The organism is Pantoea sp. RCC30.1 (assembly GCF_058148845.1).
Map to the genome: position 1 here is coordinate 76,511 of NZ_JBXUHX010000017.1, position 25,141 is coordinate 101,651.

At 54.3% G+C, this 25,141-nt stretch carries 27 protein-coding genes; 13 read left to right on the forward strand and 14 right to left on the reverse strand.

Features of this window, described 5'->3' with window-relative positions:
• The first annotated feature begins 192 nt into the window (after window positions 1-192).
• A complete protein-coding gene (locus AC2LB6_RS15865) occupies window positions 193-1,851 on the forward strand; it encodes a methyl-accepting chemotaxis protein (RefSeq protein WP_490094223.1) in 1,659 nt (552 codons plus the stop codon).
• Window positions 1,852-1,949: 98 nt separating this feature from the next.
• On the opposite strand, the gene katE is transcribed toward AC2LB6_RS15865, so the two are convergent.
• Window positions 1,950-4,214 carry a catalase HPII gene (gene katE / locus AC2LB6_RS15870; RefSeq protein ID WP_490094224.1) on the reverse strand — a complete coding sequence of 755 codons (2,265 nt, stop codon included), beginning with the start codon at window positions 4,212-4,214 and terminating at the stop codon, window positions 1,950-1,952.
• Between the two features lie 420 nt (window positions 4,215-4,634).
• Here katE and zinT point away from each other — a divergent pair, with 420 nt between their 5' ends.
• Window positions 4,635-5,252, forward strand: coding sequence for a metal-binding protein ZinT (gene zinT / locus AC2LB6_RS15875; protein ID WP_490094259.1), 618 nt, complete (start codon window positions 4,635-4,637; stop codon window positions 5,250-5,252).
• A 99-nt stretch (window positions 5,253-5,351) separates the two neighbouring features.
• On the opposite strand, the gene AC2LB6_RS15880 is transcribed toward zinT, so the two are convergent.
• Window positions 5,352-5,717, reverse strand: coding sequence for an MmcQ/YjbR family DNA-binding protein (locus tag AC2LB6_RS15880; protein WP_490094225.1), 366 nt, complete (start codon window positions 5,715-5,717; stop codon window positions 5,352-5,354).
• Between the two features lie 101 nt (window positions 5,718-5,818).
• Here AC2LB6_RS15880 and AC2LB6_RS15885 point away from each other — a divergent pair, with 101 nt between their 5' ends.
• Entirely contained in the window at window positions 5,819-6,829 is a 1,011-nt protein-coding gene (locus AC2LB6_RS15885) for a UV damage endonuclease UvsE (protein ID WP_490094226.1), read from the forward strand.
• Here AC2LB6_RS15885 and AC2LB6_RS15890 read toward each other — a convergent pair.
• From AC2LB6_RS15890 to AC2LB6_RS15900, 3 genes are all read right to left on the reverse strand, one after another.
• A complete protein-coding gene (locus tag AC2LB6_RS15890) occupies window positions 6,822-7,685 on the reverse strand; it encodes a glucose 1-dehydrogenase (RefSeq protein WP_490094227.1) in 864 nt (287 codons plus the stop codon). The genes AC2LB6_RS15885 and AC2LB6_RS15890 overlap by 8 nt on opposite strands.
• Before the next feature lie 62 nt (window positions 7,686-7,747).
• A complete protein-coding gene (locus tag AC2LB6_RS15895; RefSeq protein WP_136198390.1) occupies window positions 7,748-8,596 on the reverse strand; it encodes a manganese catalase family protein in 849 nt (282 codons plus the stop codon).
• A 279-nt stretch (window positions 8,597-8,875) separates the two neighbouring features.
• The gene (locus tag AC2LB6_RS15900; RefSeq protein WP_490094228.1) at window positions 8,876-9,121 is read right to left on the reverse strand and encodes a biofilm development regulator YmgB/AriR family protein; all 246 of its coding nucleotides are present in this window, start codon (window positions 9,119-9,121) and stop codon (window positions 8,876-8,878) included.
• Window positions 9,122-9,667: 546 nt separating this feature from the next.
• On the opposite strand from AC2LB6_RS15900, the gene AC2LB6_RS15905 reads away from it, so the two are divergent.
• Window positions 9,668-9,892 (forward strand): hypothetical protein, encoded by a 225-nt coding sequence (locus tag AC2LB6_RS15905; protein ID WP_179895851.1) that lies wholly within the window; start codon window positions 9,668-9,670, stop codon window positions 9,890-9,892.
• A 107-nt stretch (window positions 9,893-9,999) separates the two neighbouring features.
• On the opposite strand, the gene AC2LB6_RS15910 is transcribed toward AC2LB6_RS15905, so the two are convergent.
• Window positions 10,000-10,251, reverse strand: a complete 252-nt coding sequence (locus AC2LB6_RS15910) for a hypothetical protein (RefSeq protein WP_490094229.1) — start codon at window positions 10,249-10,251, stop codon at window positions 10,000-10,002.
• Between the two features lie 336 nt (window positions 10,252-10,587).
• On the opposite strand from AC2LB6_RS15910, the gene umuD reads away from it, so the two are divergent.
• From umuD to AC2LB6_RS15930, 4 genes are all read left to right on the forward strand, one after another.
• On the forward strand, window positions 10,588-11,007 hold the full coding sequence (gene umuD / locus AC2LB6_RS15915; RefSeq protein ID WP_010245460.1) for a translesion error-prone DNA polymerase V autoproteolytic subunit: 420 nt from the start codon (window positions 10,588-10,590) through the stop codon (window positions 11,005-11,007).
• Between the two features lie 2 nt (window positions 11,008-11,009).
• Window positions 11,010-12,278: a translesion error-prone DNA polymerase V subunit UmuC gene (umuC, locus tag AC2LB6_RS15920; protein WP_490094230.1), complete on the forward strand. Its 1,269-nt coding sequence runs from the start codon at window positions 11,010-11,012 to the stop codon at window positions 12,276-12,278.
• 151 nt (window positions 12,279-12,429) lie between these two features.
• On the forward strand, window positions 12,430-12,705 hold the full coding sequence (locus AC2LB6_RS15925) for a hypothetical protein (RefSeq protein WP_490094231.1): 276 nt from the start codon (window positions 12,430-12,432) through the stop codon (window positions 12,703-12,705).
• Between the two features lie 400 nt (window positions 12,706-13,105).
• Window positions 13,106-13,246 carry a hypothetical protein gene (locus AC2LB6_RS15930; protein ID WP_242634160.1) on the forward strand — a complete coding sequence of 47 codons (141 nt, stop codon included), beginning with the start codon at window positions 13,106-13,108 and terminating at the stop codon, window positions 13,244-13,246.
• A 251-nt stretch (window positions 13,247-13,497) separates the two neighbouring features.
• Here AC2LB6_RS15930 and AC2LB6_RS15935 read toward each other — a convergent pair whose 3' ends face one another.
• The 4 genes from AC2LB6_RS15935 to AC2LB6_RS15950 all read right to left on the reverse strand — a co-directional run bounded on the left by AC2LB6_RS15935 (window position 13,498) and on the right by AC2LB6_RS15950 (window position 15,262).
• Entirely contained in the window at window positions 13,498-13,770 is a 273-nt protein-coding gene (locus AC2LB6_RS15935) for a hypothetical protein (RefSeq protein ID WP_490094232.1), read from the reverse strand.
• Window positions 13,771-14,211: 441 nt separating this feature from the next.
• Entirely contained in the window at window positions 14,212-14,442 is a 231-nt protein-coding gene (locus tag AC2LB6_RS15940) for a YgdI/YgdR family lipoprotein (RefSeq protein WP_010245445.1), read from the reverse strand.
• A gap of 15 nt (window positions 14,443-14,457) precedes the next feature.
• Window positions 14,458-14,691: a YgdI/YgdR family lipoprotein gene (locus AC2LB6_RS15945; protein WP_490094233.1), complete on the reverse strand. Its 234-nt coding sequence runs from the start codon at window positions 14,689-14,691 to the stop codon at window positions 14,458-14,460.
• 367 nt (window positions 14,692-15,058) lie between these two features.
• A complete protein-coding gene (locus tag AC2LB6_RS15950; RefSeq protein ID WP_009090370.1) occupies window positions 15,059-15,262 on the reverse strand; it encodes a hypothetical protein in 204 nt (67 codons plus the stop codon).
• A 190-nt stretch (window positions 15,263-15,452) separates the two neighbouring features.
• Here AC2LB6_RS15950 and AC2LB6_RS15955 point away from each other — a divergent pair, with 190 nt between their 5' ends.
• From AC2LB6_RS15955 to pdxY, 4 genes are all read left to right on the forward strand, one after another.
• Complete coding sequence (locus AC2LB6_RS15955; protein ID WP_490094234.1) at window positions 15,453-15,767, forward strand: MliC family protein; 315 nt, start codon at window positions 15,453-15,455, stop codon at window positions 15,765-15,767.
• 26 nt (window positions 15,768-15,793) lie between these two features.
• The gene (gene pdxH, locus AC2LB6_RS15960) at window positions 15,794-16,450 is read left to right on the forward strand and encodes a pyridoxamine 5'-phosphate oxidase (protein WP_434147272.1); all 657 of its coding nucleotides are present in this window, start codon (window positions 15,794-15,796) and stop codon (window positions 16,448-16,450) included.
• Window positions 16,451-16,590: 140 nt separating this feature from the next.
• On the forward strand, window positions 16,591-17,865 hold the full coding sequence (gene tyrS, locus AC2LB6_RS15965) for a tyrosine--tRNA ligase (protein ID WP_490094235.1): 1,275 nt from the start codon (window positions 16,591-16,593) through the stop codon (window positions 17,863-17,865).
• Between the two features lie 56 nt (window positions 17,866-17,921).
• Window positions 17,922-18,782, forward strand: a complete 861-nt coding sequence (gene pdxY, locus AC2LB6_RS15970; RefSeq protein WP_090961381.1) for a pyridoxal kinase PdxY — start codon at window positions 17,922-17,924, stop codon at window positions 18,780-18,782.
• A 32-nt stretch (window positions 18,783-18,814) separates the two neighbouring features.
• Here pdxY and gstA read toward each other — a convergent pair whose 3' ends face one another.
• Window positions 18,815-19,420, reverse strand: a complete 606-nt coding sequence (gene gstA, locus AC2LB6_RS15975) for a glutathione transferase GstA (protein ID WP_490094236.1) — start codon at window positions 19,418-19,420, stop codon at window positions 18,815-18,817.
• A gap of 150 nt (window positions 19,421-19,570) precedes the next feature.
• Complete coding sequence (gene dtpA / locus AC2LB6_RS15980; protein WP_490094237.1) at window positions 19,571-21,073, reverse strand: dipeptide/tripeptide permease DtpA; 1,503 nt, start codon at window positions 21,071-21,073, stop codon at window positions 19,571-19,573.
• 667 nt (window positions 21,074-21,740) lie between these two features.
• Between dtpA and AC2LB6_RS15985 the strand changes: the two genes are divergently transcribed.
• A complete protein-coding gene (locus AC2LB6_RS15985; RefSeq protein WP_490094238.1) occupies window positions 21,741-22,436 on the forward strand; it encodes a CTP synthase C-terminal region-related (seleno)protein in 696 nt (231 codons plus the stop codon).
• A 38-nt stretch (window positions 22,437-22,474) separates the two neighbouring features.
• Here AC2LB6_RS15985 and AC2LB6_RS15990 read toward each other — a convergent pair whose 3' ends face one another.
• Both AC2LB6_RS15990 and AC2LB6_RS15995 read right to left on the reverse strand, forming a co-directional pair.
• A complete protein-coding gene (locus AC2LB6_RS15990; protein WP_490094239.1) occupies window positions 22,475-23,818 on the reverse strand; it encodes an enolase C-terminal domain-like protein in 1,344 nt (447 codons plus the stop codon).
• A complete protein-coding gene (locus tag AC2LB6_RS15995; protein ID WP_490094240.1) occupies window positions 23,796-25,139 on the reverse strand; it encodes an MFS transporter in 1,344 nt (447 codons plus the stop codon). Before AC2LB6_RS15995 ends, AC2LB6_RS15990 begins: the two co-directional genes overlap by 23 nt.
• Window positions 25,140-25,141: the final 2 nt, after the last annotated feature.

Sequence of the window (25,141 nt, forward strand, 5' to 3'; positions counted from 1 at the left end):
ATTCAACCACAGCACGGGGTCGGTTGTTAAGCGCCAAATGCGTTCAGGCAGAGCCGCTCCGTTTTTCTGCCCTGAACGGCGCGCTGGCTGTGCCTGGCGAGTGGCGAAGAGCGGCTTTCTCTGCACCTTCACTCAGATAAATCCTAAGCTGGCCGATAACCACTCTAACTTCTCTGATATGAGCCTGCGGACATGCTTAAAAATCTTAAAATAACCCACGGTATTCTGGCGGTGCTTGCCGTCTTTATTACGTTACTGACCCTGACCGGATTTCTGTTCTACAACGGCGTTTCAAAAGCCGATAAAAATTTTGTGGCCGCCGGGCAACTGACGCTGCAGCAGCAGCATCTGAGCGATGCCGTAAAAACCCTGATTAAAACCCGCGTCACGATCAACCGTGTGGCGATCCGTTTCCTGAAAAACCAGCAGGATCCTAAATCCATGGCGGCCATCGCCACACTGCTGGAGCAGGCGGGGCAGTCAGCGGACAGAGCCGATGCTGATTTCAAAGCGTGGCAGGCGATGCCGCGCAAAGAGGGGCAGGGCGAAGCCCAGTCGACGCAATTTCAGACCGCTTATCAGCAGATGCGCGACACGATGCTGGCCTCCATTACCTTTCTGAAACAGGGCAACTACGCGGCCTACGGCAACCTTGAAGCGCAAGCGGCACAGGACCAGCTTGACAGTGCTTATGAAGCCTGGCGTGCGGTGAATATGCAACTGATGAACGATACTTCTGAACATAACCAGCGCAGCCTGACGGATGCGCTCTGGGCGCTGCTGACTATCGGCCTGATTACCGGCGTGATTGGCGTGGCGGTCTGGATGGGACTGCAGAAGCTGCTGATTAGCCCGCTGGCCCGACTGACCGGCCATATGCGTGCCATCTCGGCAGGCGATTTAACCTCCGATATTCAGCACGAAGGCCGCAACGAGATGGGCCTGCTGATTCAGGAACTGCAGCAGATGCGCGATGCGCTGGTGGTGACCATTACCTCAGTGGATGATGCGACGCGCTCTATCTTTACGGGTGCCGCGGAAATTTCCGCTGGCAGTACCGATCTCTCCTCCCGTACCGAGCAGCAGGCTGCCGCGCTGGAGCAGACCGCCGCCAGTATGGAGCAGCTCACCTCGACGGTGAAACTTAACGCAGACAATGCGCAGCAGGCGACTACGGTGTCGAAAGAGGCGTCCGCCACAGCACAAAAGGGCGGCGAAACCGTTGCCCGGGTTATCGCCAACATGGATCAGATCAGCGAAAGCTCGAATCAGATCGCCGGTATTATCGCCATTATTGACAGCATCGCCTTCCAGACCAATATTCTGGCACTGAACGCCGCGGTTGAAGCTGCGCGTGCCGGTGAGCAGGGGCGAGGATTTGCGGTAGTCGCGGGTGAAGTGCGCTCGCTGGCCGGACGCAGCGCCAGCGCCGCGCAGGAGATCCGTGGTCTGATCGACCGCTCAGCCGAGCGCATTAAAACCGGTGCCGATCATGCTTCTCAGGCGGGCATCGCCATGGAGAGCATCGTGAAGTCGGTGAGCCGGGTGACGCAGCTGATCGAAGAGATCGCCGCATCCTCGACAGAACAGACTCGTGGCATTGAGCAGGTCTGCATTGCGGTTTCTGAGATGGATGGCGTGACGCAGCAGAACGCCGCGCTGGTGGAGGAGTCGGCCAGTGCCGCCGCCTCACTGGAAGAGCAGGCGAGCTATCTGCGTAAAACGGTATCGGTATTCAAAACCGGCAGCCTGCACGCCACGTTCTCCGCTGCACCGGTCGCGAAGGCGATGGGCGTGCCAAAACGTCAGCCTGCCGTCGTGACAGACAATGAGAACTGGCAGACCTTCTGATAACGGAACGTCTGACAGATCACTGCGCACGCGACAGTGCTACGATTTCCGGCATAAAAAAACCGCCCCAGGGGGCGGTTTTTTATTCACTCAACGCATCAGGCTGGAACGGATTGTGCCTTCTGGCTGCGTGACCAGACGCGGTGCGCCTTCATCGCCTGAGTAAAATCAGACATCAGTGCGCTCTCCGCCGAGTCGCCCTGCACAATGCCTTCTTCCTGATCGGCATCTTCCAGACCGAACTGCGCTTTAAATCGACGCGCGTCGCCCACCAGACCAATCACCTTGAGGTGCTTGTAGGCTTCCAGCAGGAAGTAGCGGGCATCGCCGCTTAACAGCAGGGCATCGATATTGCCATTCGGCACCATCACCGCATCAAAGGTCAGCGAAGGCAGACCGGCGAAAGTCGCATCGACCGGCAGTACCGAACCATCGTCGGCACGCACCTGGCCCATATGCGGCGCCAGCAGTTTGGCGTGCACGCCTTCCGCTTTCAATGCCTGCAGAATCGCCAGCACATCCGCCGCTTTCACACCATCGCTCAGCAGCAGCGCGACCTGACGGCCTTTGATCTCACCATCAGGAATCGCATAGAGGCTCAGGCTGTCATCTTTCGTCAAGCCGTTCACCGCAGCAGGTGGCTGGATGTTGAGCTGCTCATCGGTCAGCGCGATGCCCAGATTATCCGCCACACCCTGCGCCAGCTTAATATCGATGCGTGCGAGATGATCCACCACGCGCTCACGGATATAGGCGCGACCCACTTTACTCAGTTCAAACGAGTAGGCACCAATGATGTGCTGTTGCTCAACCTCAGTCTGGCTGTTCCAGAACAGACGCGGCTGGGAATAATATTCACCAAATAACGGGCTGCGCTCGCGCACTTTGTGGCCCTCAACCCGCTCCTGATAACTCTCGAAGCCGCCGCCTTTTGCAGCCGGTGGGGTTTCGCGTGGCCAGTTGTCGTTGATTGAGTTTGGCTCGTAGTTTGCCGGATTGGTGTCGATATCCTGACGATGCATGCCCTGACGCTGGAAGTTATGGTACGGGCAGGTCGGACGGTTGATCGGGATCTCATGGAAGTTCGGTCCACCCAGACGACTGATCTGCGTGTCGGTATAGGAGAACAGACGGCCCTGCAGCAGCGGATCGTTGGAGAAATCCAGACCTGGCACGATATGGCCTGGGTGAAACGCCACCTGCTCGGTTTCGGCAAAAAAGTTGTCCGGATTACGGTTCAGCACCATCTTGCCGACAATTTCCACCGGCACCAGCGCTTCCGGGATCAGCTTGGTGGCATCCAGAATATCGAAGTCGAATTTGAACTCATCCTCTTCCGGGATCAGCTGCAGACCCAGTTCATATTCCGGGAAATCACCGGCTTCAATCGCTTCCCACAGATCGCGGCGATGGAAATCGGGATCGCGGCCGGTCAGTTTCTGCGATTCATCCCACAGCAGCGAGGCTTTACCGGCCACCGGCTTCCAGTGGAAACGGACAAAGGTCGCTTTGCCTTCGGCGTTGATCAGGCGGAAGGTGTGAATACCAAAGCCTTCCATGGTGCGATAGCTGCGCGGAATACCACGGTCAGACATCGCCCAGATGACGTTGTGCATGGTTTCCGGCTGCAGAGAGACGTAATCCCAGAAGGTGTCATGGGCACTCTGACCCTGCGGGATTTCATTGTGCGGCTCTGGCTTAACGGCGTGCACAAAATCAGGGAATTTATGCGCATCCTGAATGAAGAACACCGGCGTGTTGTTACCGACCAGGTCAAAGACACCCTCTTCGGTGTAGAACTTGGCGGCGAAACCGCGAATATCACGCACGGTATCCGCAGAGCCCGCTCCGCCCTGAACCGTTGAGAAACGCACGAACACCGGCGTGGTCTGCTCGGGGTCACTAAGGAACTGCGCTTTGGTCAGATCTGTCAGTGAGCGGTAAGGCTGGAAATAGCCATGTGCGGCAGAGCCACGGGCATGCACGATACGCTCAGGGATACGCTCATGGTCAAAATGCGTGATCTTCTCACGCATAATGAAGTCTTCCAGCAGCGTCGGACCCCGCGAACCGGCGCGCAGTGAGTTCTGATCGTTTGCGATGCGTGTGCCCTGGTTGGTGGTGAGGGCGCGATCGGTGCCGTTTTTGCGGCTGGCTTCAAGCTGGTCAAGTTTAGCGTTGTGCGTCTGTGGCGCTTTCAGGCTGCCCGGAGCGGTAGGCTGCTTGCCTGGCGGGGTCGGTTCGGCTGGGGGCTGATGCGAACCATCTTTTGGTGCAAGCGATCCCAGGCCCGGCTCTGATGATTCCGGACCGGTGGTGGGCGCGCGTTCGCTCAGGGGTTTCTTCTCTGTTTCTTTCGACATGAATCCATGCTCCAGCTGTTATTTTACTTTCGACGACACTAAATATAGAACAACCTGAACAATACTGAGGGTAAACCGGCCATTTAACCGCAGTGACTGCGCCTTTTCCGTCCAGCAGAAAAATCAGACTTACGTCTTAATTCCCGTTATCGCTTCGCTTATTCACGCCTTGCGCCGTCTGGCTTAGCGCCGTGTCAGCCCGCACCCGCTATGCTGGAAACCTGCTTTACTACCCCATCAGATTCGCCCGTCGCCTGACAGTGTGATGTTCCAGGAGAGGGCGGTAATCAATAAATAAAATTAATGCTGTAATGTGACATTTTGGGTTGAATTGTGAAATGTTATATCATAACATTTTAGTTTGTAACGTTGACTGAGGATCAGGCTTTGACGAATTACGCAGGCAAATGGATTGGGGTTATGGGCGCGCTGCTAATCAGCCAGCAGACACTGGCACATGGCACGCATACACATGGCAAACCGCTGTCAGCGATGGAGCAGCAAGCAGCAAAAGGGGTCTTTGCTGATAGCGATGTGAAAGACCGTCTGCTTTCTGACTGGGACGGGCTGTGGCAGTCGGTCTATCCGCTGCTTCAAAGCGGTGAGCTGGACCCTGTCTGGCAGAAGAAAGCGCAGCAGGATCACCGTAAAACGGCAGAGGAAGTTAAAGCTTATTATCGTAAAGGCTACGCCACCGACGTCGATACCATCGGTATCGAAAATGGGGTGATGGAGTTTCACGTCGGCGATCGGGTCAGCGCCTGTCACTACCGCTACGCGGGCCACAAAATCCTGACTTACAATTCAGGCAAAAAAGGGGTGCGCTATCTGTTTGAGTGCCAGGACGCCAGCAGCAAAGCGCCTAAATATGTGCAGTTCAGCGACCATACTATCGGGCCGCGCAAGTCCGCCCATTTCCATATATTTATGGGTAACGACTCTCAGCAGGCCCTGCTGGCTGAGATGGACAACTGGCCAACCTATTACCCGTACCAGATGACAAACCCCCAGGTGGTAGATGAGATGCTGCATCACTGAGTGCCGGGCCGGGATCGGATGAGCCGCGAGTCAGCGTGGGGTTTTTAATTTTTATCAGACTCAGCTTTCATCCAGACTCACTCACTCCGTTCACCCGTTTCATCCCACCCAGGCCGGGCGGCGTGAGGCGGGGATGCCGCGCACCACACGCTGATATGACTCCTCAACCAGCTGTTGAATCAGACCCGGCGAAAGGTTGTCACCGGGATAGACCGTGATCCAGTGACGTTTATTCATATGATAACCGGCGGTGATCGAGGGATAGATCACCCGGTGCAACTCCGCCTGCTGCGGTTCGCACTTCAGGGTGATAATCGGCACGCCCCGCAGTTCAGTCAGCAGCAAAAACACTTTTCCACACACTTTATAGACCTGATGTTCCGGCCCGAATGGATAGCTGCATTCAGCGGCGGGCAGCCGTTCAGCCGCTTCAATGGCGATGCGCTGGATTTCATGGCCCTGCATAGTGAGTCTCCCTGTAATTATTCAGCCTGAGTCTGCGGCCCGCGACTGGCTGGTCGGCAGGGGCCTGTTACACTTCTGATAAGCATAAATCAGGAGCAGACATGAAATTAGGCTTTGCATGTAAGTATCTCAATAGCGACGGCAAACAGTTTTTCCCGTTTCGTGCCACCACCCGTAAACGATTTCTGAGTTTACCGCAGGCTGAACGTCATCAGCTGGTTCATGAGATTACCGTTACTAACCTTAATAATCTCTACCTGACGCTTGAGCATCTGGCTACGTTACCAGAACCACTCAGGATGATGCGTATCGGCAGCGATCTGCTGCCACTCTACACCGTGCCCGAAGCGACCCCGCTGTTTGCGGAGTTCCTGCCTGAGCTCTATCCGCTCTTTGCCCGCTGTGGTGAACTGGCGCGGGCGCATCAGATCCGGCTCTCCTTCCATCCGGGACAATATACGGTACTGGCTTCCGATAATCCCGATGTGGTGGTGCGCGCGCTGGAGGATGTGGAGTATCACACGCTCTGCGCCTGTCTGATGGGTTACGGCAAGACCTTCCAGGATTTCAAAATCAATATTCATATGAACGGTAAGGCGGGATTCGACGGCTTTAAACGATCATTTAATCAGCTCAGCCCGGAAGCACGGCGGATGCTGACGGTGGAGAATGATGAGATATCCTGCTCGCTGGATGATGTGCTGCAGGCGGCACCGCTCTGTCCGGTGGTGCTGGATATCCACCATCACTGGGTCAAAGAGAGTGAGTTTATTCAGCCGGATGATGCGCGTGTCGCCAGGGTTATTGAGTCGTGGCGCGGCGTGCGGCCTGTGCTGCACTATTCAATTTCGCAGGAAGGAATTATTCCGCAGGAGGGCTGGCCCGATCAGCAGCAGCTGGGCGTGAGCAAAAGCAAACTGCGGGCGCACTCCGACTACTTCTTTAATCCGACGCTAAATGCGTGGGCGCTGTCTTTCCAGGATTTCGACATCATGTGCGAAGTGAAAATGAAGAATCTGGCGCGGGAGTCGCTCTATCAGTGGGGGTTAACGCAGAAACTGATAGGGAATCCCCTGGCCGAAGAGACCAGGGAATCGGCGAACGTTAAATAATGGCCACGCCGCCCGTGACGGCGATGGTTGCCCCGGAAATGTAACTGGCTTCGTCACTGGCCAGCATCACGTAGGTGGGTGCCAGCTCAGCAGGCTGACCGGCACGCTGCAGCGGCACTTCACTGCCAAAGTTCTTCACCTGTTCAACCGGCATGGTCGAAGGGATCAGCGGTGTCCAGATAGGACCGGGAGCGACCGCATTGGCACGGATGCCTTTCTCCGCCAGCAGGGCGGCCAGGCCCCCTGAGAAGTTAATGATGGCGGCCTTGGTCGCGGAGTAAGCAAGCAGCTTCGGTTTCGGCTGGTCAGCATTGATCGAGGCGGTATTAATGATCGAACCGCCCGCTGGCATATGTTTCGTGGCCGCTTTAGTGATGTAAAACATCGCATAAAGGTTAGTCTTCATGGTGCGATCAAACTCATCGTCGCTGATTTCATCCAGCGACTCGCGGGTCATCTGATACGCCGCGTTATTGACCACAATGTTAATCTCACCAAAGGCTTCGACGGCTTTATCGACCAATACGTTGCAGTGTGACGCATCGGTGATGTCGCCAGGCACCAGCACCGCTTTCTGCCCCGCGGCCTCGACCAGCCGGGCGGTATCCTGCGCATCCTCATGCTCATCAAGATAAGAGATCAGCACATCGGCACCTTCCCGGGCAAAGGCAATGGCGACGGCCCGGCCAATGCCAGAATCCCCGCCGGTAATAATCGCTTTTTTACCCGCCAGACGGCCTGAACCCTGATAGCTCTCTTCACCATGATCGGGCTGCGGCTGCATCGCGGCAGTGCTGCCAGGCCACGACTGCTGCTGCTCTGCAAAAGGGGGTTGTGGACGCTGAGTGGATGACATGACTTTTCCTCCGTAAAAATGGGACAACCCTGTCAGGACATCAGATCCTGACAGGTGAGGGATTAAGGTTTTGGTGGTGTGACGCCGTCGATCTGTTCTGACTGCGCACCGGACCCGGGACGGGCATTGCCCAGCACCGGCTCATCGCCCAGAATGTCGGGCTGCTGTTTCGCGCTGAACTGACCATGACCATCGTAAGCCGGACCACTGCTCCAGCGACCTTCCGGCAGCGGTTTATCCAGCGAGGTATTCAGACAGTAGTAAGAGTGTTCCTGCGCCTCATGTTCCTGCGGGAAGCTGTTCGGGATCGGCAGCGACGCGTTCAGTCCGCCCATCTCTTCGATCACCGCCAGCCACTGCTGCTGGTGCATGGTGTCACGGGCGATCAGGAAGGAGAGGAAATCCTTCATGCCTTTGTCTTCGGTCATGTTGTAGAGGCGGGTAGCCAGCACACGGCCCGTGGCTTCTGCGGTGACGTTAGCCAGCATATCAGCGGCCACGTTGCCGGATGCGTAGATGTGACTCATGTCGAAAGGCATGCCGTTGGCGTTCACCGGCATCGCAGCCAGACCGGAAGAGAGGATATGGCGTGGGTTCATGCCGCCCAGAATGGCATTGACCACCGGATCTTTCGCTGACGCTTCCTGGTAAGAGAGCGGTGCACCTTCCAGGTTCAGCGCCACGGCGTAGCCCAGCATTTCGATATGGCTCAGCTCTTCGGTGGCGGTGGAGATCAGCAGATCCCGAATCCGCACATCACCCCGCGCGCCCATCGCCTGGAAAAAGTATTGCATCGCTACACGAATCTCACCTTCGACGCCGCCGATGGCCTGCTGTAACAGCATGGCAAATTCTGGATCGGGCTTCTCTACACGAACCGGGAATTGAAGTTTTGATGAATGATGAAACATAGTTATTTTCCTCGTCTGTGTTTGCAGTAGATGCAGGAAAAGTCTGGACACAGATATCGGATAAATAAAGCGAAACGAGAGAAATTAACCGGAATTTTCGGCGAAATAAGCGGCAAAAGAGGTGATTTCCGGAGCTATATCTGGCCCGACAGAACAGGCAATATTAGCGATAAGAAAGGGACGTGTGGCGCAGTGCAGGGAAAACAAAAAAGCCCCTCAAAAGGGGCTGATTCCGGACGGGAAAAGCATCCATGCTCAATCGCGTTCCCACTTAACAATTTAGCTTTCGCTGGTGGCCGAAGCACGCTGCAGAACATGTTCCAGAGCCTGACGGTAAATATCCTGCTTAACCACGTCACGCTCGCTCTCCAGGCGATTAATCAGGCCCAGCACGACATCTTTTTGTGAGACATGAGCTTTCGAACGGGCGAGTTCAGCATGAACGGCGGCGACCACCTGTTGTTCAGTGGTCAGCGCCGCGCCAGAGTTCATGAAGTAATCAGAAATCTGAGACTCTGTATTCATCGTTGTTTGCATGTCAGGCCTCATAAGAAAGGGGGGAGAATACGTCGATTCAGATCCGGTTGCCGGATGACGCAAAAAAAATGCATCTGAAGGTGGAAATCCACAACACCTTCAGATGCGGTGCAAAGCACCCTCGTTACAAGTGATTTAACATCACGGGATAAAGTTATACAAGAATTGAAAACTTGTACAACGAAATTTGACAAAATTACACTGGTCGGTGATGTATGTCAGATGCATGTTTAAATCGGAGAAATGATTTTTATTATTAACCTATAAAATACAGAGTGTTGCTTGTATTTTTCGGGCCGGGAGGGTTTTCAGGGGAAAAGGTGTGAAGAGTAGAAAATGTCACCTTATGGCGTTAAAGCGGGGTTTTTCCGCAGATCGCAGAAAAAGCTGTACAGGTTTTAGCGCAGGAAAAAGGCACAACGCATCGATACTGCTGCAATCCTGGCCGTCTGACCAGCCACGCCGCATAATTCACTTCCCACGCCTGATGCAGAAGGCTAAGGTTGAGCCCTTATTCATCACAAGGAAATGATCATGGTTCACGACTATTTCGCGATTCCGCCTGCGGGCGTAACTCAGGAACAACATAAACGTGCAGTGGCTGTGGCAGCGGCTCTGTCAGTGGCAAAGGAGTCGGTCAGCGCCTCCACATCGGCAACCGGCTCAAAAACCTCCTGGGATCTGCAGGCCGTGGCGAATGAAATTGGTAATCTGGCCGATGCAATTCAGGATGCGCTGGAGAGTGACAGTCAGGCTTAATCACTGACCGGTTTTGCCTGAGGCAGTTGCCGGGGCAGGTCAGGTCAGAGGGGTGGCAGCGTTCGTGAGCCGGACATGTCCGGCAATCGGACGCTGCCAGAAACCGCTTATTCCACTGCAGGCGGCTCATATTTAATATATTCACGCAGGGCATCATGGATGGCCTGATTATTGCCTTCCTCCAGACCGCGCTCGGCATATTCTTTCGCCAGCGCCGCCAGCACATCGTCAAACTTCCCTTTGTAATTAAGATTATTCAGTGCTATTTGCTGACCAAGTATCGCTTTTAATACCGTGGTCTCAACCCTTAACTGCGCGACTGCCTCTTCCAGATGTTTGATTCGATCGTCGTCTGCCATAACCCCTCCATGCTTAAAAAAGCAGAATAACCAGCCCGCTCGTAATATTCAAACCTCCGCCAGTGTCCAGAGAGGCGTTGTCAGATTTTCCTTAAGTCAGAATAATCAGCGGCTGAATTTATAAGATGCGTTACTGTAAGAAAAAAACGCTGATATTCCCGCAGTGCGGCGAAAGTAACCCGTTTCTGCTTACTCTGACGGCAATGCGAAAAAACGCTTAAAAAAAAGTGCATTACCATCAACCCCTTCGCTTAAAAATCTTTTCTGTCACTTGATTAAAAGGGGGATTAGCTATTACTGTATTTATATACAGTAGTTTGAGAAGGGAGTGACATTATGGAATTCATTAAACCTGCGGACATTCGCGCCGTTATGCCTTTACCGCTTTATATCGAACGTGTGCCGTGTGGATTTCCTTCTCCGGCGCAGGATTATGTCGAGCAACGTATCGATCTCAATGCGCTTATGGTTCAGCACCCCAGCGCCACCTATTTTGTCCGGGTTAGCGGCGAGTCGATGATTGAGGCGGGCATTAACGATGGAGACATGCTGGTGGTCGACAGCTCCCTCACCGCCTCACACGGCGATATCGTGGTCGCCGCCGTTGAAGGCGAATTCACCGTTAAACGTCTCCAGCTTCATCCCTGCCTGCAACTGATGCCGATGAACACGAAATTTAAACCGATTGCTATCCAGACTGAAGATGCGCTGGAGGTGTTTGGCGTGGTGACCTTTGTGATTAAAGCGACCCACTGACCATGTTCGCGCTGGTTGATGTGAACTGCTTTTACGCATCGTGTGAGACCGTTTTCCGGCCTGATCTTAAAGGTAAACCGGTGGTGGTGCTGTCGAATAACGACGGCTGCGTGATTGCACGCAGTGCCGAGGCAAAGAAAGCCGGCGTCAAAATGGGCGCGCCCTATTTTAAAATGCGTGAAGAGCTGACGCGTCACGCGGTGCACGTCTTCAGCTCCAATTACGTGCTCTACGCCGATATGAGCCTTCGGGTGATGACCCTACTGGAAGAGATGGCGCCATCGGTGGAGATTTACTCGATCGACGAGGCTTTTATGGATCTCACCGGTGTGCAGAACTGTATGGCGCTGGAAACCTTTGGTCGCCAGGTCAGAGAACGGATTCGCAAAGAGACCCATCTGACCGTGGGCGTCGGCATTGCCCAGACTAAAACGCTGGCCAAACTGGCGAATTTTGCGGCCAAGAAGTGGAGCAAAACCGGCGGCATTGTCGATCTGTCGGCCCCCGAACGTCAAAGAAAGCTGCTGGCGCTGATTGATGTGGCTGACGTCTGGGGCGTCGGTCACCGGATCGGCAAACGACTCAACGCCATGGGCATCATGACGGCGAAAGATCTGGCCGATCAAAGCACCGAGTCCATTCGTAAACAGTTCAGCGTGGTGCTGGAGCGCACCGTCAGAGAATTGCGCGGTGAGTCCTGCCTGGAGCTGGAGTCGGTGACGCCGGTAAAACAGCAAATCATGTGTTCTCGTTCGTTTGGCAGCCGTATCTCCGACTACGATCAGATGCGCGAAGCCGTCTGCGCCTATGCCGAGCGCGCGGCAGAAAAGCTGCGTCGTGAGAATCAATATTGTCGCCAGATAGGGGTGTTTGTGCGTACCAGCCCGCATGCGGCTGACGAACCCTTTTACGGTAATCAGTCTACCGGTCAGTTGCTGATCCCGACGCAGGACACCCGCGACATTATCAGCGTCGCGATGGCGTGTCTGGATAACATCTGGATTGAGGGACATCGCTACATGAAGGCGGGCATCGTGCTGGGGGATTTTTTCAGTCAGGGTGTAGCTCAGCTTGATCTGTTTGATGAACATCAGCCACGCCGCAATAGTGAAGAGCTGATGAAGCTGATCGACACAGTCAACAAACTCGGCAGCGGAAATCTCTGGTTTGCGGGGCAGGGGATTAACAAAGCCTGGTCAATGAAGCGTGAGATGCTGTCGCCTGCCTATACCACCCGGATAACCGATCTGCCTGTGGTTGCGCTTAAGTGAGCGCTGATCCGATGTTCCTCTGCTGCTGAAGCCACGGTCTCTGCTAAAAGCTTTTTTTATCACGCGATAAAAGAGGCGGGAGGTTATGCTTTACCTGTCCCGATGAGCAGTTTTTCATCGGGTATTTTAAGTAAATTACCAGGTAAATATAATGGATTTCAGGCAGTTTGAAGCCAGAGTGATGTTCTGGCCCGCAATACATTTCACAGCAGTCATAAAATCCCGGCATCACGACGAATATGAGATTTATGCGATCGACGATAACAGCAATATAAAAACCCGGCTTTTTTTATGTTTTGCTGACAATGAAAACCACGCCAGCCTGCTTATTAAGCAATTTACGTTATGGCTGATAAAAACAAACGCGCTGAAGCGCAGTCAGCAACGGGAAAAAGGCCGCACAGAGACAACATCCTTATCTGAATGAACCGCGTCCGACTTGCACCGCAGACCAGACTGCGGCTGGTCAGACAGTGGCTAATCATATTAATGCGTCCGGGAAATAACGGGCCGTCTGCTCGTGACGGGCAACGGACGGCCTATCTTGTTCCCCCGCCTGGGATAGAATCGCCATTGATTTTGATAGCGACACACCTCCCCAGGCCGGTAATAATGACCACGACAGCCACAACGCATAAAAACAAAGAGCGGGGACGCCCCAGAGAGTTCGATATTGAACAGGCTTTGGGTCGTGCGATTTTCGGCTAACAGACTTCTCCGGCTCACGCTTCCAGACAGAAAAACTCCGCACTCGCCTTTCCCCTCATCTGATTATGTGCCAGGCTTCCACGCTTTAATCTATAGCGTGGAAAATTAAGGCCTGTTTCGTGAAAACTTCAATCTTACTGACACTCGTAGCAGCGATTAGCTGTTCTGTTTTTGCCGCCCGTGGTGGGTTTGAAACCCAGACAGCGAAACATCCACAGGCACAACGGGTGACTGAAAGCGGTGAGCCGCTGACGCGCTGATTGTGACGGCAGGGTGGGGAGAAGGCGAGCATTGCCGGTTAACGGCCAGATGGCAGATTGACGAGCGCAGGGTAATCGCACTCATCAATCTGCCTGGAAGCCGTTTCAGGCCGACACAGGAGCCAAATACAGAGCGTTACAGTTCACGTTCTGGTCGGCATAACTGATTTGCACTCACACCTGTCCCGGTGTCTCTTGCTGAGAGGCCGCGCGCGGCACCCTAAAAATAAACAGCAATGGCCCGCACATAACTAACGATAATCTTTAAGGAAAACCGGTGCCTGTCCGGTCTCGACCAGCCAGTTCAGTTCGGCGCGATCACGGGTTGTGGGATTAATGAAACTTTTTAGCCAGTTTCGCGCGTCAGCAAACTGCTCTACCCGATCGTCGCTGCGCTCATTCTCAGCCATTTCGCCCAGTTGACGAATTAATGACACCAGGGTGATTTCCTGCTCTTCAAACGCCAGATTAATTGCTGCTTCACCAAGAATCATATGACCGGTTGTTTTATCGTGATAAACCATCTGTACCCTCCTGATTAAATAGCGATATAAATATTCTAGTTAAAGGCGCGCCGGACTAAAAGGTCGGAAATCCCGGCTGAAGGCGGTGAAGATGACCAAAAATAAACTGAACCTTTAAACGAAGCCATAACCTCCTGATAGTACATAACAAAAGCAGGGCGCATTTGTTCGTCAGAAAATTACTGAGCTGTTATGCTGGTCATATAACAGGAGCGTTGCCTGAAATTCAGATAAGCGAAACGTCTGGGTGCTTCATATTTTGCAATACTTCCGGCGCAATGTCTGACCGTACATAGCAATATTATTGCCACGACGCACCGGATATTTCTGATTTAAAAGAGACCGGGAATAGATATCTTTTTGTCCCAGACAGCGCATTGATTACAGGAAAAAATAAAGCCGCCCGTGGGCGGCTTTATTCATCGGACAACAGCGATCTGTTTATTTCTTCGGTACTTCAGAAACCGCTTTAACGTCCGCTTTATTAATCTGCTGCTTCACGCCATTTGCATCGGTATAAGCCAGCAGGCCGGCATCCGATTCAGAAGGCTTGCCATCACTAATAATGGTGCGTCCATCGTTAGTCTGAATCGCATAACTGGTACGGGTGCAGCCGGTTAATACGGTCATACCAATCAATGCGGCGAGAGGTAAAATCAGCGCTTTTTTCATCTTATTCACCTTATATTAGTTGTCGAGTTCACTCATATTACTGATCTCATTACGATTGATCTGCTCAGTTTTTCCTGTCTGAGCATTACGGTACGAAACCAGACCAGTATCTGAATCAATCTGAGGTTTGCCATCAGTCACAATCGTGCGGCCATCAGTGGTCTTAATCGACTGATTCGAGGCACAACCTGCCAGCGTACCTAAAGAGAGAGCCAACAACGCGATGGCTGACAGGGATTTCATTTTCATTTTTTCTGCTCCATGAAGTATATCCGAACGTTTACAGCATAGACGGCTTTATCAGGTTTGCTGGCCCTGTCGCGTCTCGCTGCCTGTTTTTTAAACAAAACCGGAGTGTGTGGTGCTGATTAGGGGGCATGACGGCGTGAAATAGCATTTATTGCAAATGTACACAGCCGTTCAGTGCCTTTACAGCAGAGGATGGGCTGTATCGAAATAAGATCGATGCTAATGCGGGAAATAAGCACGGTAGCCAGAGCGGATATTTCCGTAAAAGCCAGAATAGCACTACGGAAATAGTCAGCATCGGGGTGAATGTCTGGCGGGATTCACAGGTCCGATACCCTGAAGGCTATCGGACCTGTGGAGAAGGAGATCAGAGAACGGAGTCTTCGCCCGCTTTGGCGGCCGCTTTTTCTGCTTTCATGGCGCTGACCGGGTCCGATGCGCTCAGCCAGCGGTCAAACTTCTGGTAGGTGTCGATAAAGGTTTTAAAGTAGCTGCTGGCGATGGTGGCATTCTCTTTGTGATTCATAAAGGCCACGGCCAGCTTAAATGCATCTTCGTTATCAAATTTCATGTTTGTCTTCCTCGCTTAAGAATCTATAGAGCGTAGCCTGAGAACGCGGCCTGCGCATTCAGACAACCGCCTGAAAAGGCGCAATAATTCAGCCTGCCTGACAGCATCTACCAGATTGGCGCGGATTCCCACTTACTTCGCGCTAAATCCTTCTTATAATGCCAGCTTCACTCGTGAAGGAGACCCGCTTATGTTGAAAGGATTATCCATTGCCGCGGTGCTGCTGCTCTCGGGCTGTAGCCTGATGCATAAACAGCCACCGTCGCCGCAGACCCTGCACTATCGCTGCGGAACGCTGCCGCTGACCGTAACGCTGGACGAGGCGAAGGAGCAGGTGAGCTTCATTATGGACGGCAAGCCCCTGACGCTGAAGCAGACCGTATCTGCCTCCGGCGCGCGCTACAGCGATGACACTTATGTTTTCTGGTCCAAAGGTAACGGCGCATTTATCGAACGTAACGATAAGATTGTCGTGAATGATTGTGAGCTGCAACCTGCCAACTGACTTTATCTCTGAATAGGCGAGCATTAATGAGCGACAGCGAAACGCTACACACCATTGCCCATCTGCGGCGTGAATATACCCGCGGCGGATTGCGTCGTAAGGATCTGCCGGACAATCCGATTGCGCTGTTTGAACAGTGGCTGAGCCAGGCCTGTGAGGCAAAACTGCCCGATCCTACCGCCATGACCGTGGCCACCGTGGATGAGCAGGGCCAGCCATGGCAGCGTATCGTGCTGCTGAAACACTTTGATGCGCAGGGCATGGTCTTTTACACCAACCTCGGCAGCCGCAAGGCGTTGCAGTTGGCGCACAATCCGCGCATTTGCCTGCACTTCCCATGGCATTTTCTGGAGCGTCAGGTGATGGTGCTGGGCGAAGTGGAAAAACTGTCGCCGCTGGAGGTGCTGAAATATTTCCACAGCCGTCCGCGCGATAGTCAGATTGGTGCGTGGGTGTCGAAGCAGTCGAGCCGGATTTCGGCACGCGGCATTCTGGAAGGGAAGTTCCTTGAACTTAAGCAGAAGTTCCAGCAGGGCGAGGTGCCTCTGCCCAGCTTCTGGGGGGGTTATCGGGTGAAATTTCACACGGTGGAGTTCTGGCAGGGAGGCGAACATCGTCTTCACGATCGTTTCATCTACCAGCGCGATCACGACGGCTGGAAAATCGACCGTCTGGCACCCTGAATCTGCGCGATTTACCCCTATCAGCGCTGGCACAGAAGGCGTCAGCGCTTTATGCTATAGCCCTGTTTTTTTTCGATTCCGCAACTCAGCGGAAAGCTGTGTACCAGCATAGGTGCAGTCTGATCAATTTGGAGTCAGTAATGACCAGCAGTAACCTGATACAACAATTGCAGGAGAGGGGCCTTATCGCCCAGGTGACGGATGAAAACGCGTTAACAGAGAAACTGGCGCAGGGGCCAATTTCGCTCTATTGCGGATTCGACCCCACTGCTGACAGCTTGCATTTGGGCCATCTGGTACCGCTGCTCTGCCTGAAGCGTTTTCAGGATGCCGGCCACAAGCCGGTGGCACTGGTCGGCGGTGCAACCGGTCTGATTGGCGACCCGAGCTTTAAAGCCGCAGAGCGTAAACTTAATACCAGCGAAACCGTCAACGAATGGGTTGAAAAGATCCGCCAGCAGGTGGCGCCATTCCTCGACTTCGATTGCGGCAGTAATAGCGCCATCGCCGCCAATAACTACGACTGGTTTGGCGGCATGAACGTGCTGACCTTCCTGCGTGATATCGGCAAGCACTTCTCTGTGAATCAGATGATCAACAAAGAAGCGGTGAAGCAGCGTCTGAACCGTGACGATCAGGGCATCTCCTATACCGAGTTCTCCTACAATCTGCTGCAGGGTTACGACTTCGCCTGCCTGAACGAACTGCACGGCGTATCGCTGCAGATTGGTGGCTCCGATCAGTGGGGTAACATCACCTCCGGTATCGATCTGACCCGTCGTCTGCATCAGAAACAGGTCTTTGGCCTGACCGTTCCGCTGATCACCAAGTCGGATGGCACCAAATTCGGTAAAACCGAAGGCGGCGCAGTCTGGCTGGATGCGAAGAAAACCAGCCCATATAAGTTCTATCAGTTCTGGATCAACACTGCGGATGCTGACGTCTATCGCTTCCTGAAGTTCTTCACCTTCCTGAGCATTGAAGAGATCAACGTGCTGGAAGAAGAGGACAAAAACAGCGGCACCGCGCCACGCGCGCAGTATGTGCTGGCTGAGCAGGTGACACGTCTGGTGCATGGCGAAGCGGGCCTGACAGCGGCGAAACGCATCACCGCCAGCCTTTTCTCTGGCTCTGTGAGCGAAATGACCGAAGCTGACTTTGAGCAGCTGGCGCAGGATGGTATGCCAACCATCGTGCTGAGCGCTGACGACGATCTGCAGCAGGCGCTGGTGAAAGCGGAGCTGGTGCCGTCGCGCGGCCAGGCACGCACCATGATCGGGTCCAATGCCGTTTCTCTGAACGGTGAAAAGCAGTCTGATGCGGAATACCGCTTCAGCGACAGCGACAAACTGTTTAACCGCTATACGCTGTTGCGTCGCGGCAAAAAACATTACTGCCTGATTAACTGGCAGTAAGCTTTCAGGGCCGGTTTCCGGCCTTTTTTTATGGCAAGGCTGGACAGGGCAAACAAGTGAAAAATATCTTAGCAATTCAGTCGCACGTTGTTTTTGGTCACGCCGGTAACGCAGCAGCGGAGTTTCCGATGCGCCGCCTGGGGGCAAACGTCTGGCCACTGAATACCGTGCAGTTTTCTAACCATACGCAGTATGGCCACTGGACCGGCACGGTAATGCCTGCAACCCATTTAACCGACATTGTTAAAGGGATTGCGGACATTGACCGTCTGAAGACCTGTGACGCGGTGCTGAGCGGTTATCTGGGTTCGGCGGAGCAGGGGGAGCAGATTCTGCAAATTGTTCGTCAGGTGAAAGCGGCCAACCCGAATGCCTGGTATTTTTGCGACCCGGTGATGGGACATCCGGAGAAAGGCTGCATCGTGGCACCGGGTGTGGCGGAGTTTCACTGCAAAATGGCGATGCCTGCCAGCGATATTATTGCCCCGAATCTGCTTGAGCTGGAGATGCTGAGCGAGCGCACCATCACGGACGTCGACGCGGCGGTGGACGCTGCGCGGGCACTGATTGCTCAGGGACCACGTGTGGTGCTGGTGAAGCATCTGGCGCGGGCAGGTCGTCGCAGCGATCGTTTTGAGATGCTGCTGGTGACGGCGGAAGACGCCTGGCACATCAGCCGTCCGTTGGTCGATTTCGGTGTCCGTCAGCCGGTCGGCGTGGGCGATCTGACCAGCGGTCTGCTGCTGGTAAATCTGCTGCACGGCAAATCACTACAGGATGCGCTGGAGCACGTGACCGCGTCGGTGTATGAGGTGATGCTGAAAACCCATGAGATGGGTGAGTATGAACTGCAGCTGGTGGCGGCACAGGATGCCATCGCCCGTCCGACGCAGCACTTCGCGGCCGAAAAACTATAAAGCATCAGGGCCGGATAACCGGCCCTGTTCACTCAGGCTAAGCCTTCCGCTTTAAGCGCCGCCTGCACCGCAGGACGTTCCGCGACACGATCAAACCATGCCCCAAGCGCCGTAAAGCCGGACAAATCCAGTCCCAGCGCTTTTGCCCAGCGCGTCACCACAAACAGATAAGCATCCGCCACGCTGAAATGCATCCCCATAAGCCACTGCTTGTCATGCAACGACTCATCGACATAGCGGAATTTCGCCTCCAGCTGGCTGCGGGTCTGCGCTTTCACCTCGTCGGAGTAACCCGGGCGAAACAGCGGTCCAAAGCTTTTGTGCAGCTCGCTGCCGATAAAGCTGAGCCATTCTATGGTGTGGTAACGCGTCAGACTGCCGACCGGTGCCAGCAGATGGCGATCGGGCTTGAGATCCGCCAGATACTGTACAATCGCGACGCCTTCCGTCAGCACGGTGCCGTCGCTGAGCAGCAGCGCGGGCACCTGGCCTTTAGGATTAACCTGGCGGAAATCGTCACCGCGTTCAGTGAGTTTTGTTGCCAGATCAACATTCACCTGAGTGAAGTCCAGCCCGCATTCGCGCATAACAATGTGAGGAGAGAGAGAGCAGGCTCCTGCTTTGCAAAACAGTTTCATGACCATGTACTCCTTGTTGCAATGGGATCCCAACATAGTAAAGGCTCAGGGTGGAATTACCCGTGATAAGGATCAGGGATCTGCTAAGGGCGTTGCGGTGGGGCATAAAAAAGCCGGGCAGAGCCCGGCTTAGCTATAACGCGGTGGCGATTACGCCTTCACGTCTTTTAATTTTGCGTCGCTGTCCTGTGCCTGAGTCATACGGTTCAGCAACGGCGCCGTAATCAGCATCAGCAGAGCAATAACTGCTGTCACGATACCAATCTCCTGGAAGACGCGGCTGTAGGTCGCCAGCGAAACCAGGGGATCGTTCACGTTTTCAGGCACGGCCATCAGGTTTGCCACTTTACCGGCAATCACTGCTGCGCCAGCGGTGGTCAGGAACCAGGAGCCCATGATGAAGCCCATCAGACGCTGTGGCACCAGCTGTGCCACCATCGCCAGGCCGAGGCCGGAGATCATCAGCTCACCGATACTCTGCAGCGCATAGCTTAGGATCAGCCAGTTAACCGAAACGATACCCGCATCGCTGGCGAACTTCGCGCCCACCGGCAGCACCAGGAACGCCGCAGAACAGAGCACCATACCAAAGGCAAACTTGTGCGGCATCGGCAGTTTGTCGCCCAGCTTGTTATACAGCGCCGCCAGCAGTGGACTGGCCAGCATGATCCAGAAGGGGTTCAGCGCCTGGAATTGCTCTGGCGCAAAAGTAATGCCGAAAATGGTGTGCTCAACGTTGCGGATAGCAAAGAAGTTGAGTGACGTTGGCATCTGCATATAAAGCACGAAGAACAGAATCGCTTCGACCATCAGCAGGAAGGCAACAATCATCTTACGACGCGCCGCGCCCTGCAGCGCAAAGGCCTCTTTGGCAAACACCAGTACGATACCCAGCGCAATCACCGCCAGTACCAGTCGGGCGATAACCTGGTGATGCAGCATCCAGTTGGCCAGTGCTATCAACAGCACCACGCCAACCAGCGTCATCAGTAATTTGCCGACCTGCAACGGAGCGAAGTCCGGCTTCGAGCCGTAATCCTTGACCATGCGTTTGCAGAACAGGAAGTTAAACAGGGTGATAATCAGACCGATAACGCACAGTGAGAAAGCCACGCTGTAACCATATTTCGCCGCTAACCACGGTGTCAGCATCATCGAGAAGAGCGAACCGATGTTGATCGACATATAAAACATGGTGAACGCACCGTCTAAACGCGGATCGTCTTTGTCGTAACAGGTTGAGAGCAGTGAAGAGGGATTTGCCTTGAACAGGCCGCTGCCCACCGCAATGGTAGCCATACCGACATAGACGATGCTGACGTTATGACCGGAGAACGCGACCAGCGCATAGCCCAGAGCCAGTACCAGTACACCCAGTACGATGACGCGTTTAGTGCCCAGCACCTTATCACCGAGCCAGCCGCCGATTGCGACCAGACCATAAACCAGCGCACTGAATGAAGAGAACAGGGTAATAGAGTCTGATTCAGACAATCCCAGTTGCTTCACCAGGTAAACCGCCATAATGGCCTGCAGGCCATAGAAGCCAAAACGTTCCCATAACTCAATCGAGAAGATTAAGTAGAACGCCTTCGGCTGTTTAAACGCATTGAGACTGACAGCCTCTTCAGTGTGTTTGTTTGCAGTTGACACATGTACCTCAGTTTTTTCATACCCTGTTTCGGGACAGGAATTAAGTCCGCGTCATGTGAGTTTTCCATGCGCAAGATTGTTATTAGAAGGGAAAAGCGGCGACTAATTTGGCTGATTACGGGCGGCAGGGCAAGAATTTTCTGACAACCCGTCGGGTTCAGAAATGTTGGGTTAAAAAGCTTATAACAAACTGTTAATTGGTTTTAAATGTTGAGCCGACGAAAAATATCAGTACAGATGCTCTGTATAAGCGCCGCTGACTGGAGAGTATTAACATTAACTGCTAATGCGGAATTAACCAGATAAATCGGTTGTGGAATAATAATCAGGCAGCACTAATGGCAGGCCGCTGACTAATTCACAGTCAATCTGACGAATTATCAGGCGTTACCCACCCGCTATTGCCGGAAAAACAGCCAAATAGCGATCCTGCGCACAAATAGATGATTTATTTGAGAAAGCAAAAAAAGAAACCGATTGCGTATGACGGTCTGACGCGGGAGCGGAAGGCGCTAGCAATCGGCAGGGTGATAAAACAGACGTGGCCGGCCGGTCAAAACCTGCTCAGTCCTATTAAAAACTTATCAATACGCCGCTGCGCAATCTCTCACTCGACACAAAATTAACATTCCTGTAACCTCTCAATTTCCCCCAGAAGGATCAGTTCATGTCGTCTCCCCTGTGTTTATCTCTCGTTGGTGACTACCGCGCCAATGCGGTTGCCCATCAGGCTATACCCCTTGCCATTGAACGTGCTGCACGCAGGCTAAATCTTGCCGTTGAAGCGGACTGGATCGCCACCGACCAGCTTGACCAGACAGACCTTACGCGCAGTGATGCGGTCTGGGTTGTGCCTGGCAGTCCATATCGCAACGATGAAGGTGTCTTTAAAACCATTCGCTGGGCGCGGGAGAGCGGTAAGCCTTTCCTGGGTTCCTGTGGGGGATTCCAGTATGCGGTGATCGAGTATGCGCGCAACGTACTGGGCTGGCACGATGCCAGTCATGCAGAGACCGACACCAGCGGAAGAATGGTCATTGCCCCGTTGAGCTGCTCGCTGGTGGAGCAACGGGGCAGGGTCAGGTTTGACGCGGGTTCACGTATCGCCCAGGCCTATGACGCGCTGGAGAGCGATGAGGGCTATCACTGTAACTTTGGCGTTAACCCGGACTTCAGTGACGTGCTGGGCGATAACACGCTGCGCATTACCGCCTGGGATGACGCGGGAGATATGCGTGGTGTAGAACTCCGGAATCATCCTTTCTATGTCGCCACGCTGTTCCAGTCCGAGCGCGCGGCACTGCAGGACAAAGCGTCTCCGCTGGTGATTGCCTGGATGCAGGCGGCGCTGGCGCAACGCTAACATAATCATCCTGTGACAGTGTCACAGGATGATGTTTATCAGCGCACCAGTGCCGGGCGTTTTGCGTTAAATGACCAGTTATCGATCAGAAACTGCATGCCCAGCGCGTCATTTCGGTTTTTATCCGGTAGCGAATTGTAGAGTTCATGGGCAGCTTCGACCCGCGCCATATTCAGGGTGATACCCAGCCCTGGCCCCTCTGGCAGTTCCAGATATCCATCACGAATCTGCGGCGCATGCAGTGTCAGCTGCTGGCCATCCTGCCAGATCCAGTGGGTATCAAAGGCGGTCAGACGATCGCCCGGTGCCGCGGCACCCAGATGCGCCACCATCGCCAGCGACACGTCAAAGTGGTTATTTGAGTGGCAGCCGGTCGTCAGGCCCCATTCATGGCAGAGCTGCGCTACAGTGTGGGCATTGCGCATCGTCCAGAAATGCGGGTCGGCCAGGGGAATGTCGATAGCGTTGAGTTGCAGCGCATGCTGCAACTGTCGCCAGTCATTGGCGATCATATTGGTGGCGACCGGAATACCCGTCGCCCGCTTAAACTCTGCCAGCGTTTCCCGGCCGGAATAGCCCTGCTCCGCGCCGCAGGGATCTTCCAGATAGGGAATGCGGCCCGCCAGCTGTTTACCATAATAAATAGCCTCATCCAGCGACCAGCTGGCATTGGGATCAACCGTTACCCGCGCCTGAGGAAAGCGTGTCAGCAGGGCGTTAACCGTCTCCACTTCCACTTCGGCATGATGTACGCCGCCCTTGAGTTTAAAATCGCGGAAGCCATAGCGATCCGCTGCCGCCTCCGCCAGCCGCACCACGCCGTCCGCATCCATCGCTTTTTCATGACGCAGTTGCAGCCAGGCATCACCGCCAGCGTGGCCCGCCTGATAGTTCATGTTGGTCAGGTTACGGTCGGCGATATAGAACAGATAACCGAGGACGGGCACCCGATCGCGTTGCTTGCCACTGGCAAGTAACTCGGCAACTGGCAGATTCAGGTGCTGACCCAGCAAATCAAGCAGCGCCGCTTCAATTGCCGCGGCGGCGTTATAAAACTTCTCAGGGTTCATCTGCGGAATATGAATATTGTCGGTATGCGCGGTCTGCTGGTGTCGCGCGTCGCTGGCAAATAGTGTGGCGATGGTGGCATTCTGCCGCAGCAATTCGCTGCCCTCAATCTGCGGGCGAAAGCGCTCCAGAAGCGCCAGTGTTGAAGCGTGGCAGGGGCTCTCGCCGACGCCGGTACGGCCTGCGGAATCGGTCAGAATCACCAGAATACGGGTAAAGTAGCAGTTGTGTGCGCCGCCAATGTTCAGCAGCATGCTGTCATATCCGGCAACAGGCACCACCCGCATTGTTTTAATGACTGGACTGTCTGACATGTTGTTTCTCCATCGGATCAAGGGAAGGCGGGGATGGCTTGCGGCGCAGCAGCAGCCACAGCCCGGTCAGCAGCGAGACGCTGGTCAGGGCATAGAGGCCGCCGGTGGTGGAGCCGGTCTTCATCTCCAGATAGCCAAACACCGTCGGCGCAAAGAAGCCGCCAAGGTTGCCAACAGAATTCACCAGCGCAATACCGGGTGCGACAATCGAGGCAGGCAGTTCTCCCTGCGGCATTGGCCAGAAGAAGGTCGCGCTGACTTTTGAACCGATACAAGCCACGATCATCGCCAGGAAGCCAAACCACGGGGACCCCAGCGTGGCCATAAAGGTGCCACATGCCGCGACCAGCATGGCGATACCCAACGCTTTATCGAGTTTGTCGCGGTGGCGGTCTGAAAAGCGGCTCAGCAGATTGATGGCGATAATGGCGCAAAGCCACGGCACGGCGGTGAGAATGCCGATGCCAAAACTGCTGAAGCCCTGAATGCGCTGGATAATCTGCGGCAGCCAGAACACCAGCGTATAACCGGTCATCGTCATGGTGAAGAAGATAACGCAGAAGAACAGCAGGCTGCGATTACGCAGCAGCGACATTTTACCCGGCTCGCGGTTTAGCTCGTCACGCTGTGTCTCTTCATTATGCAGCTGCTGTATCAGCGCCTGTTTCTCCGCATCACTCAGCCAGCGTGCGTCGCCGGGTCGCGACACCAGTATCCAGGCAGCGAAAATGCCGACCAGCACTGAGGCACCGCCTTCGAGAAACATCACCCATTTCCAGCCGGCAATGCCTAAAAAGTCGTGCATCATCAGGATCGCGCCGGTGATAGGGCCGGAGAAGAGAAAGGCACCGGCGGTCGCACTCAGCACCATCGCGGTAGCCCGGCCGCGCCAGGCATTCGGGACCCACTGACGGAAATAGAACAGTACGCCAGGAAAGAAGCCCGCCTCGGCCACGCCCAGTAAAAAGCGCAGCAGGTAAAACTGGATGGGTGAGGTAACGAACCCCGTCAGGACCACCACCAGCCCCCAGGTAATCATGATGCGCGTCAGCCAGACGCGTGCGCCAAAGCGCTTCATCATCAGGTTGCTGGGCACCTCAAACAACGCATAGCCGATAAAAAACAGGCCCGCACCCAGACCAAAGGCCGCCGCGCTGATCCCGGCATCGGTGCGCAGCTCCGCTTTGATAAAGCCAATATTGGCGCGGTCGATCTGGTTAATAATCAGCATCACCACCAGCATTGGGATGATATGGGTGAAGAACTTTTTGATGGCGGAGGCGATCAGCTCATCGTGCTGCGGGGACAAGGCGCTATCCATCG